Origin of the sequence: Actinosynnema sp. NPDC023658 (assembly GCF_040639995.1) — a bacterium.
In the GTDB taxonomy this organism is placed as follows: domain Bacteria; phylum Actinomycetota; class Actinomycetes; order Mycobacteriales; family Pseudonocardiaceae; genus Actinosynnema.
On sequence record NZ_JBFAAX010000442.1, the window covers coordinates 1 to 4,765 of the forward strand.

Annotated in this window: 6 protein-coding genes and 1 pseudogene; 2 read left to right on the plus strand and 5 right to left on the minus strand. The window is 71.7% G+C overall.

The window, feature by feature from the left end; genetic code table 11:
• A partial coding sequence (locus AB0G02_RS28420; protein WP_360799655.1) for a hypothetical protein occupies positions 1-256 on the plus strand: 256 nt, incomplete at its 5' end.
• 110 nt (positions 257-366) lie between these two features.
• Here AB0G02_RS28420 and AB0G02_RS28425 read toward each other — a convergent pair.
• Together AB0G02_RS28425 and AB0G02_RS28430 are read right to left on the minus strand one after the other, a co-directional pair.
• Positions 367-570: a hypothetical protein gene (locus AB0G02_RS28425; RefSeq protein WP_360799658.1), complete on the minus strand. Its 204-nt coding sequence runs from the start codon at positions 568-570 to the stop codon at positions 367-369.
• A gap of 29 nt (positions 571-599) precedes the next feature.
• Positions 600-830, minus strand: a complete 231-nt coding sequence (locus AB0G02_RS28430; protein WP_360799661.1) for a hypothetical protein — start codon at positions 828-830, stop codon at positions 600-602.
• A 311-nt stretch (positions 831-1,141) separates the two neighbouring features.
• Here AB0G02_RS28430 and AB0G02_RS28435 point away from each other — a divergent pair, with 311 nt between their 5' ends.
• Positions 1,142-2,788 (plus strand): hypothetical protein, encoded by a 1,647-nt coding sequence (locus AB0G02_RS28435; protein ID WP_360799664.1) that lies wholly within the window; start codon positions 1,142-1,144, stop codon positions 2,786-2,788.
• 61 nt (positions 2,789-2,849) lie between these two features.
• Here AB0G02_RS28435 and AB0G02_RS28440 read toward each other — a convergent pair whose 3' ends face one another.
• The 3 genes and pseudogenes from AB0G02_RS28440 to AB0G02_RS28450 all read right to left on the minus strand — a co-directional run.
• A complete protein-coding gene (locus AB0G02_RS28440; protein ID WP_360799667.1) occupies positions 2,850-2,981 on the minus strand; it encodes a hypothetical protein in 132 nt (43 codons plus the stop codon).
• Positions 2,978-3,217, minus strand: a complete 240-nt coding sequence (locus AB0G02_RS28445; protein ID WP_360799670.1) for a hypothetical protein — start codon at positions 3,215-3,217, stop codon at positions 2,978-2,980. The genes AB0G02_RS28440 and AB0G02_RS28445 overlap by 4 nt, the downstream gene beginning before the upstream one ends.
• A gap of 271 nt (positions 3,218-3,488) precedes the next feature.
• Positions 3,489-4,765: pseudogene (locus tag AB0G02_RS28450) on the minus strand (SARP family transcriptional regulator); the annotation flags it as partial.

Below are 4,765 nucleotides of genomic sequence, written 5' to 3' on the forward strand. Positions count from 1 at the left end.
CAAGGACCCCGCCGTATTCGACGAGGTCCTTGCCGACGCGGTCGCGGATCAGGAATCGTGCGGGCCGTTCAGGGTGGTGGTTTCGAAGAAGTCGCAGGCCAGGAGCGCGTCTGCCTGGGAGCGGAGGAAGGTCGACCAGGTCGTCGTGGTTCGTTCAGGAGCGGGGTCGATCCCGGCGTCTTTGAGGATCTGCCAGACGATGGAGGCTGCGACTGCGATGCCGAGGACGAGGAGTTCGCCGTGGATGCGGCGGTAACACCAGGTGGGGTTCTCTCGCGCCAGGCGCAGTACCAGAGCCGGATCGAGCGGACGGTCCGTGGTCGGCCTGTGGGTGCCAGAAGTCGGCCTTGCGGGGCTGAGCTGCGGTTATGCTGCTGAAGGTTCGTACTCGAGAAACGCCCGGTCGTCGAGGGAGAATCGTGGACGGGCGTCACCGAGTTGGCGTTCCAGGACGGTGATCTGGTGCCGTAACGCCAGGACCTCCGTGTCCTTGTCCCGGTCGCTCGTAGGCAGCAGGCGCAGCAGCGCGAAGGCGTTGGTCACACCGAGGTAGGCCAGTCGGAGCAGCACAGCCGCTCATCATGCCGTGCTGGACGACGTCACGGCGGATGGCAACCGTGCCGCGAGCACTTCGTGGGCTTGAGCTTCGTGCATCTTCTACCTGCATGGATGAGGTTTTCGGCAGGCACAAGGTCGACGGGCATGTCGCGGAGGCCGGTTTCGGGGTCGAGGAGGTCCATGACGTTCGCCCAGCAGAGCTCCTCGCCGTCGACGGCGGTGGCGCGCGAGCAGAACGGCGGTCGTGTCGGCGCGGCGTGTGACGGCGCCACCGCAGCCACCACCCCGTGCCCGCGCCTCGCATCTGGCGAGAACTGTCCCGACAGACGTGGTGAGCTGCCTGAGCGGACGCGATCGGGACACCGGGTCGCTCGCGGTGAGAGCCGGTTCGGGCAGTGGTGGCGGGCGATCCCGTTATTCGCGAGGGCAGAACCGCCCGTCGCGCGTCGACGCGGTCGCAGTGCGGCTACGGACAGGGAACCGGTTCCTCTTCGGGCACTCTTGCCCTCGCGGCCGGGGTTCCCCGAACAGCTCGGGACATGATGACGGGCGGATTGCACCGAGCACCACGGAGGTCGACCGCATGAACGATGACGAGGCGCGGACCGAGTCGATCGCGGTTTGGCCGGCGCACGACTGGGCGACCGGGTTGTTCAAGAAGCTCGACCCGCTGCCGAGCGGACGCGAGCCGCTGCGGGTCGTGGTGGCGGGTGGCGGGCCCGTGGGCCTGTCGTTCGCGTGCGCGCTGCGGGCCATGATGGGCGACCAGGTCGAGGTCCGCATCCACGACCGGCGGTGGAAGCGGCAGGGCAACCGCGTGGTGTGGCTGGGGGAGCCGGAGGGCAACTTCCGGCGCGAGCAGGTCGTGACGCTGCAGAGCAACGTGTGGTCGACGCTGCCGCGCCTGGTGCAGAAGCGCCTCTTCACGACGGGCGAGTACGCCGAGATGTGGCCCCTGGGCCCGGATTCCCCGCAGGACAGGGGGCGACCGCGCAACGTCAGGATCCGGTGGGTCGAGGACTGCCTGCTGGACATGGCGCAGGGGCAGTACGACATCGAGCTGGTGCCCGGCCGGTACGAGGTGCCGGAGACGTGGGGCGACACGCACATCCTGGTCGTAGCCGACGGGGCGAACTCGCCGACGCGCAAGGCGTTGGGCGACCACTTCGGCACGCCGGACCGCAACTTCTACTCGGTCGACGGCGAGCAACTGGTCGAGACCGTGCTGGGCATCCGGATCAGGGGCGTGTTCCCCGACGAGCACACGGTGCCGCTGACGGTGTCGCAGAACCGGTACCTGTTCAACTCGTTGAGCGGCGGGTTCATCAACATGCGCCTGACCGCCGAAGAGGCCTCGGAGATCGTCGCCATCGGCGAGAACGCGCCGGTGGACTGCATCCGCACCCACCGGTGCATGATGCTGCCCCGCGGTGACCGGTTTGTGTGCGACCGGCACCGGGCGATCTTCAAACCGTCGGTGGACCGGCTGTCGTTCCTGTGGCCGCGGATCATGGAGGGCGTGCGGTTCTTCGGCGCCGGGCCGCGGGACGTGCTGGGCATCACCATGTTCGACCTGTCGATGACCCAGACCTCCCGCTTCACCGCCCAACTGGCCCCGACGACGTTCGGGTTCCTGATCGGCGACGCGGCCAACTCGCTGCACTTCTGGCCCGGCCGCGGCCTCAACACCGGGGTCAAGAGCGCGCTGTCGCTGGCGGGCGCGTTGCGGTCGCGGTGGCAGGGCAAGCAGTTGCGAGCGTCCGACTTCTCCTGCCACGAGGGCCTGATGCAGCAGTTGCAGTACCGCGAGAAGTCCCGGGCGTGGACCACCATGCTCATGCCCGACGACGACGGGACGCCCCGCCTGATCGAGGACCGGCTGCGCGACGGCCTGGTGGGCCCGCACGACCGGGCCGCGCTGACCGAGGCGCTCTTCGCGCGGGTGAAAGACGTCAAGGCCCGGCTGGCCCCCCGGATGGGTCCGATGCCGCCGGACGAGTGGTACCTCCAGCGGATCAACGGCCTGCACGTCAAGACGTTGAAGCAGTTGGTGGAGACCGGCGCGTGGATCACCCGCGAGATCGGCGGCGACGAGGTGGCCGTGGACGTCGAGTCCTACCTCGAACCCCTGTCGTTCGTCGAGCCGCTGCCGCCGCTGGTGGAGCAGGTCGATCCGAATCAGACGGTGATGACGTCCCTGCGCGACCTGCTGCCGATCGCGAACGCCTGAGAGCGAGCGCGGCCGCCGCTGCGGCACGGCCCCACGGCGGCGGCGAGGAGCACCGCGTCCGCTACCCGAGGGCGTGCGGCGTGATCACCGCCGAGTAGTAGCTGCCGGAGGTGCGGAACACGTCGTTGGACCGGTCGGTCGTGTGGGAGCGCGGGGCCGGGACCTCGTTCTGCGGCGTGTCCGGCCGGATCACGATGTCGACCGCCGCCCGCCCGTGCGGGTCGTCACGACGCACTGGTTGGTCCACGCGGTAGGCGAGAACGTGCCGCGGCTGGGGAAGTGGACGTAGGTCCGGAAGTCACCCCCGAAGTTGCAGAGCGTGAAGCTGTAGTCGACGGCCGCGGAGGCCGTGCTCGCGGTGGCGGTCGCGACGAGGGCACCGCCGGCGGGCGAGGCGATCGCGGTGCGAGTGGCGCGAAGGACGGACATGTCGCTCCTTGCGTTCCGGGACGTGGCCGGTGCAGCTTCACCGAGCCGCGCGGCCCACCGCTGCAATGCGCGTTCCGCGATGCCCGAACGACCACACCGCGCTTCCCCGTCGCGCGACCGGCGCCACCGCGACGCGGTGGCGGCGTCCACCGGCGGCGCGATAACGGAGGACCGGGTCGACGTTCCGCGCGCCGGCGTGGCCCGGCCGGGTCCGCGGTCGGCCGGACGTGGAAGCCCGTTCCTCGTCCTGGGTCGTGGTCCGGACCGGGCGTCAGCCGCTCGCCGCGGCCAGCCTCCGGTGGCACCGCCGCCGGTCCCAGGAGGCGCCGAACCGCTGGTGGAGCAGGTCGACCTCGGCCACCAGGGCGTCCGCGGCGCCCATCCCGGAACCGCGGGCGGTCAGCAGGACCGCGGCGTCCTCCAGCACCGCCGCCAGTTCGACCGGTCGCCCGACTGACCGGTAGTGCGCGGCGACGTCGAGCAACCCGGACGGGTCGCCCGCCAGCAACGCCCGGCAGTGGGCCGCGGCGGCGGCGGCCCGCGCCGGCAGCACCTCGTTCGCGGCCTCCTCCTCGCACACCACCAGCGCCTCGCCCGCCACGTCCGCCATGTCCGCGTCCACGGCGAGCCGCACCAGGTGCGGCAGCCACTGGTGGCGCAGCGCCATCGGCGCCTCCTCCGAGCGCAGCAGCGGGGAGAGCACGCGGATCGCCTCGTCCAGCGACTCCCGCTGCTCAGCCGCCAACGCCCAGGCCACCAGCAGGAAGTCCGCGCTCTCCCGTTCGGCGGTGGTCATCCTGGTGTAGGGGCCGACGGCGTCCAGGTGCACGGCCGCGTTGGCCCGCTCGTCGCGGCGCAGCGAGATGAGCGCCGACAGCCCGTGCAGCAGCGCGGCGCCGGGGCCGGGCTCCCGGATGCGGTGGAACGTCAACCCGGCGGCGTCGCGGTTGACCCCGCTCAGCTCCACCAGCGCGCGTTCCCAGTCACCCGTCCAGTAGTGGTGCACGGCGAAAGAGGTCTGCATCCTGGTCGACAGCCCGTGGCGCGCGATCGCGTCCCGCGCTTCCCGCAGGGTGGCCCCCGCATCGTCCAGGCGGTCGAGGTTGTGCAGGGTGGACGCCCGGTTGTCCAGCAGGTCGCAGCGCGCCTCGATCAGCTCGGGGCGCCCGTCCAGCGACGCCAGCCCCTCGTCCAAGTGCCGCAGCGCGCGCTCGTGGTCCCGGCGCAGCGTCGCGACCACCCACCTGCTGCGCGACGCGTAGGCGGCCTCGCAGGCGTCGTCCGCCGCGTCGGCCCTGGCGCGCACCCGGGCCGCCTCGGCGTCGGCCTCGTCCAGGTCCGCCGCGACGGCACGGCGCAGGCCCGCGAGCAGGGCGTGGTGCCGGATGCGCCAGATCGCGGGCAGGCCCGGCGCCCGGACCGCGCCCTCCAGCACGGCAACGGCCCCGGCCGCGTCCCCTGCGCGGCTGCGGACCAGAGCGAGCAGGTGCCTCGCCTCGGCGGCGTCCGCCGGATCGACGACCTCGGCCAGGGCGCCGGCCACCTCGG

What these genes read in the sequence shown, in the direction of transcription:
- AB0G02_RS28435 (WP_360799664.1), top strand. Translation starts at nt 1,142, where the DNA reads ATGAACGATGACGAGGCGCGGACCGAGTCGATCGCGGTTTGGCCGGCG.
- AB0G02_RS28445 (WP_360799670.1), bottom strand. Translation starts at nt 3,217, where the DNA reads ATGTCCGTCCTTCGCGCCACTCGCACCGCGATCGCCTCGCCCGCCGGC.